This window comes from Brevibacterium sp. HMSC24B04, assembly GCF_001806835.1.
Classification (GTDB): Bacteria; Actinomycetota; Actinomycetes; order Actinomycetales; family Brevibacteriaceae; genus Brevibacterium; species Brevibacterium ravenspurgense.
In genome coordinates, this window is the sequence record NZ_KV786108.1 from 1 (window position 1) to 5,426 (window position 5,426).

The 5,426-nt window shown below is 56.8% G+C and carries 3 protein-coding genes and 1 pseudogene; 1 reads left to right on the top strand and 3 read right to left on the bottom strand.

Going from position 1 to position 5,426, the window contains the following annotated elements; translation table 11 throughout:
- The 3 genes from HMPREF3092_RS09470 to HMPREF3092_RS09480 all read right to left on the bottom strand — a co-directional run.
- Positions 1 to 1,841: type I restriction endonuclease subunit R (locus HMPREF3092_RS09470; RefSeq protein WP_141738011.1), on the bottom strand; the 1,841-nt coding region annotated here is incomplete at its 3' end.
- A 3-nt stretch (positions 1,842 to 1,844) separates the two neighbouring features.
- Positions 1,845 to 2,963, bottom strand: a complete 1,119-nt coding sequence (locus HMPREF3092_RS11050; protein WP_141738012.1) for a restriction endonuclease subunit S — start codon at positions 2,961 to 2,963, stop codon at positions 1,845 to 1,847.
- On the bottom strand, positions 2,963 to 4,549 hold the full coding sequence (locus tag HMPREF3092_RS09480; RefSeq protein ID WP_070424715.1) for a class I SAM-dependent DNA methyltransferase: 1,587 nt from the start codon (positions 4,547 to 4,549) through the stop codon (positions 2,963 to 2,965). The genes HMPREF3092_RS11050 and HMPREF3092_RS09480 overlap by 1 nt, the downstream gene beginning before the upstream one ends.
- 212 nt (positions 4,550 to 4,761) lie before the next feature.
- Between HMPREF3092_RS09480 and HMPREF3092_RS09485 the strand changes: the two are divergent.
- Positions 4,762 to 5,426 (top strand): annotated as a pseudogene (locus HMPREF3092_RS09485) (hypothetical protein); the annotation flags it as partial.

Here is a 5,426-nt window from a genome sequence, read left to right on the forward strand (position 1 = left end):
ACCGGGTCAACGCACTCTAAAACCGGAAGAGCCACTTTGATCTTGCCCGTCAGGTCATCATCACTATGCCATTCGGGTCGCAGTTGGACGATCTTTTCGTACAGATTCGCTGCGATGTCGCGGGTCTGCACCACGATCATCGCCTTTCCGGGCGCACCTATAAACTGACGCATATTTTCGCGACGGTCTTCCCAGTGCCGCACAAAGTCCTGGGCAAGGGTGTCAAGCCTTTGGTCAGAGCCGTAGATGGTGTTCAGCACCGCAACGGATTGCTGCGCTTTCTCGCGGTCTTCGTCTTCGATGCCTTCCAGGATGTCTGCGGCGGCATCGTCGATGTCCTTATCCGTAATCCCTTGAATTCGCTCCAGCGGGATCAGGCGCGGTTCGAAGTACACGGGGACCACGGCACCGTCGGCGACTGCGCGGTTCATGTCGTAGACGTCGATTTCGCCGCCGAAGACTTCGCGGGTGTTGCGGTCCCATTCGTCGATGGGGGTGCCGGTGAACGCAATCATGGTTGCGTTCGGCAGTGCGATGCGCAGGTGGTGGGCGTAGCCTTCAGCATTTGTGTCGCCGAAGCCGTAGTGGGAACGGTGCGCTTCGTCTGAGATGACGATGATGTTGTGCCGCTCTGACAGCACGGGGTGTTTTTGTTCGCGGTCTTCTTTCGCTCCCTGTAGGCCGAATTTCTGCAGGGTGGCGAAGTAGATGCCGCCCGATTGGCGTTGGCTCAGCTGTTCGCGCAGGTCTTCCCTGCTGGAGATGTGGACAGGGTCTTCGGGCAGAAGGGTCGATGCTGAGAATGTCTCAAAGAGCTGCTTGTCCAGTTCGCTGCGGTCGTTCAGCACGACCACGGTGGGTGAGTCCAGCCGTGGGTCGCGCATGATCTTCGCGGTGTACATTTCCATTTCCATGGATTTGCCGGACCCGGTGGTGTGCCACACAACGCCGGCTTTTTTGTCGCTGCGGGCCGCTTGGATTGTCCTTCCGGCGGCTTTTGTGACTGCGAAGTACTGGTGTGGTTTTGCCACGCGCATGCGCAGCTGACCGTCGGTTTCGTCGAATGCGGTGAAGTCGATGAAGATCTGGCCGAAGCGCTCCACGTTGAACAGGCCCCACATGAGCATGTCGAACTCTGTCATCGTTTCGCCGTCGACCACCACGAGTGCCCGCTGTTCGTAGGGTTCGCCATCGTCGTCAACTCGCCACCGGCTCATGTGCTCACGAGGTGTAAAGGGGCTTCCGTAGATCGCATCAATTCCGTCGGAGGCCACCACAATATTGGCGAACCGGAAAGCCATTGGAAATTCGTCTACATAGGTGCGCAGCTGGTTGTAGGCGTTTTCGACGGTCGCTGTGGATCCGGATTGTTTGAGTTCGATGATCGCCAGCGGCATTCCGTTGGCGTAGAGCACCACGTCGAAACGACGTTCACTGTCGAGGTTGCGGATGGTGATCTGATTTGCAGCAATGTAGTCGTTTTTAGACGGGTTGCGCGAAAAGAACGTGATGGTGGGGTTCTGGTGTTTGCCGTCAGCGTCGTAGTATTCGATGCCGCGGTAGCCTTCAACGAGGATTTCGTGCAGGCGATGATTCTCAGCGATCGCGCTTTGTGACTGCGGTGTGATGACTTCGGATATTGCCTGTCGCAGGTATTCGTCGGGCACTCCGGGGTTGAGGTTGCGCAGGGCGTTGAGGAGCCTGCCCCGAAGCACTATGTCTCGCCAGTTTTCGCGCTCACCGCTGCCGGGGGCGAGCTTTTTGCCGCTGACTGGTTTCCAGTCGAGCTCACCCAACAGTTCAAGCGCATCGCCTTCGAACATCGCTTCGGTGTACACCATGGTTTATGCCCCGATTTCCTCACTCGGAATATCTGCACCTGCCGAGGTGGCCTCTTGTTCCGCTTCCCGTACAGAAATCTTGCCATTCATCAGCAGCGGAAGCAGCTCATTGCGGGTGTTTGCGAGAGTGGCGTTTGCTTCGAGACGAGCTGTAGCATCCTGAATCAGCGTATCCGCAATACGAATGAACTCAGCAGTTCTGCGATCGCCGGGATCTGGAACTTGGCACGTCTCAATGTCGCCCCATTTGGCCCGCGGCATCCTAGTTCCATTAGAGCTATTCACTGCATGCTGAACCACTGCGTCGCTGTTAGCTGCCGCTGCTACGAGCGGACCAAGCCTCTGCTCCTTCGCGCGCAGTACTAAGACGTCAGTAGAGCAATATCCCTCAAACGGAGCAATTGCGACCTTGTGGAAGTATGGCCTTAGTTTGCCGAACAATGTGTCACCCGCATGGAATTCGTTCTTAGCAGAAGTTGCAACGTCAGGCGTAGAACTACGAGCAAGCCAAAGCGACTCCGAATCAAAGTGCTCGAGCCCAACCAGTCGTTTCTGTGGATCAAATCCGTGGGGTGGGGTACTACTTCTTACAAGATCGGCAATATCACGAAGAGAACAAGCAGACACCGGTAGCGCTGAGTACCTTGCCCTAACCAACTCGTTAGAAATGGAAACCACCCTATTGTTCGCTGCGATCTTGTCATCGAGGGAACCGAGAACATCGACAATCCGATCCTGCCGGTCTCTATCCGGGGCGCTTACTTTGAATGCACTTATATAGTTTCGATTCAAAGACCCCTGAGCAGTACCAGAGTCAAAGCCGCTTAGATCAAGCGTCTTGAACAAATAGAAAAGCCATCGGGGATTGTTACCCTTAAAATCCTTTGCAAAAAGCGTTGTATTCAAGGGCCAGAAATCCGTATCGCTCCATCTAGGAACGCCAAGGTTCGTGCTTCGACCGATGACGAAACCAGGTCCGGCCACCTTAGCCTCGTTGTGGCTGAAAGTCTTCTCGCCCGCAGCCAGGACCGGAACATCTCCGGGAATGCGATTCTTTGCAGGCAAATCAAAGCCTCTTTGAAACGTAATCAAGTTGCCCAGAGTCGTTTCAGTCCATCCCATCACCCCAACCTCCCCAACTGTTCGCGGACAACAGCGTCGAGGCGAGCAGACTCGTCGAGGGCTTCGGTGAGCTCCGCGGTGAGGCGGGTGATTTTCTGGTCGATCGGCTCGTCGTCTTCTTCCACCTCGGCAAAGCCGACATAACGGCCCGGAGTAAGTGCATAACCGGCGTCGCGGATCTCTTCAATCAACACCGATTTGCAGAAGCCCGCGATGTCTTCGTATTCGCCTTCAGCAGATTCACGACCGCGCCACGTACGGAAGGTGTTCGCGATTTTCTGGATGTCTTCGTCTGTGAAGCTGCGTTCAGTGCGGTCCACCATGTAGCCGAGGTCGCGCGCATCGATCAGCAGGACCTCGCCCCGGCGATCAATCGATCCCTTAGACCCGGCATTCTTGTCCTTGGCAAAGAACCAGACACAGACCGGTATGCCGGTTCCGCGGAAAAGCTGGGCGGGCAGTGTGATCACGCACGAAATGATGTCGTCTTCGACCATGTTCTTGCGGATTTCACCTTCACCAGACGCATTCGACGTCATGGTGCCGTTCGCCATGACAACACCGGCCTCACCCTGAGGGCTCAGCTTCGAGATGATGTGCTGCATCCACGCGAAGTTCGCGTTCTTTTCCGGCGGGACACCGTACGTCCACCGCCTGTCGTCGGTGTTGCGGGCCCAGTCCTTGATGTTGAACGGCGGATTGGCCAGAACATAGTCCATCTCCGTTCCAGGGTGGATGTCGCGGGCGAAGGTATCGCCCCACCGCTCCCCCAGACCTTTGGCACTGAGCGCGTGAATAGCCAAGTTCATACGGGCCATGCGCCACGTGCGCTCGTTGAGTTCCTGGCCGTAAACAGCAATCACCGACGGGTCCTTGTCGTGTGCGTCCAGGAACTTCTCCGCCTGGACGAACATGCCACCCGAACCACAGCAGGGGTCGTACACGCGCCCCTCGGTCGGTTCCAGAATTTCCACCAGAGTGCGAACCACCGAACGTGGGGTGTAGAACTCCCCACCTCGCTTGCCCTCCGCAGAGGCGAATCGGGCAAGGAAGTATTCGTACACTTCACCTAGCAGATCACGCGCACGTTCCGGCCCCTCCGCAGTAAACCGAGTGGTGCTGAAAAGATCGACGAGCTCACCCAGACGGCGTTGATCCACACTGTCGCTGTTGTAGTTGTGTGGAAGCGTGCCTTCCAGGGAGGGGTTATCAGCCATGAGAGCTTCGGCGGCTTCATCAATGAGCTTGCCGATAGCTTTGAACTCGCCACCGGCTTCTTCCGTCTTTCCTTTGGAGTGGCTCTTGAGGTAATCCCACCGGGCAGTTTTGGCCACCCAGAAAACGTTCTTTTCGAGGTAGGCGTCGCGGTCTTCAAGCTCTTCCGCGATTTCCTCAGCAGAGGCCCCTTCTGCCTGCAGCTCGGCTTCGAGCTCTAGGCGACGGGCATCAAAAGCATCAGTGACGTATTTGAGGAAGACAAGGCCCAGGACGATGTCCTTGTACTGAGAAGCATCCATGGAGCCGCGCAGCTTATCCGCGGCCTTCCACAGAGTGTCCTGAAATTCCTTCACGGGAGTGGCAACCATACTTGGGAGTCTACTTCTCAGGCTGTCTACTCAACGCTTCGGCGAATAAACGGCGAATAAACTTGGCCATCAAGATGCGCAAGCAGCGCAAACGCAACAACGGCGCGCGACCACAGTCAACCTAACGACACCGCGCAGCAAGCGCAGCCGGCACAACCTCAGCACCCGTGCCCACCACCTCGGACGCTGCGAGCGTTCAATACAATTTTCGTATGGACACTCTTTCCCGTCGTTTTGCTGTGCTGGTCGCAGCTCTTTGCGCCATGTTCGCGCTTTTCACACCCGCAATTGTGGCCACGCCAGCCCATGCGGCACCGCCACGTCAAGCCACCAGCCAAATCAACGCGGCAGCAAAGAAACACGCAAAGAAACTGGGCAAAGCAAAAGGCAACATCCGCTGCGGACTCCCCCAAGGCGGCTGCTACCGCACCTTCACAAAAGGTTCCATCCACTGGTCACCTAAGACCGGTGCGCACCCCACCTGGGGTACGGTTCGTTCAATCTGGAAGAAGCACAAGTGGGAACGCGGCAAATACGGTTACCCCACCGGCAGCGCACGGATCGGCAACGACGGAAAACTTCGCCAAAAGTTCCAACGCGGAACCATCACCACCGGCGTCATCAGGACCGGCCTCCCGCACGGAGTCAAGCCCAAAGGCGGCCGACAAATCGTCATCGCACACACTGCCAAACGCTCCTCCAAAACCGGCACAGTGGAACTGTGGGAACTTCGCAACGACGAACGCTGGCACCGCAAACACACCTTCAAAAACGCCCGGTTCGGGTACAAGGGACTGGCAACCGCGAAGGCTAAACGCGAAGGCGACGGCAAGACACCCATGGGGCAATACCGCATCCCTTTCACCTTCGGCACCAA

What these genes read in the sequence shown, in the direction of transcription:
- HMPREF3092_RS09480 (WP_070424715.1), bottom strand. Translation starts at nt 4,549, where the DNA reads ATGGTTGCCACTCCCGTGAAGGAATTTCAGGACACTCTGTGGAAGGCC.
- HMPREF3092_RS11050 (WP_141738012.1), bottom strand. Translation starts at nt 2,963, where the DNA reads ATGGGATGGACTGAAACGACTCTGGGCAACTTGATTACGTTTCAAAGA.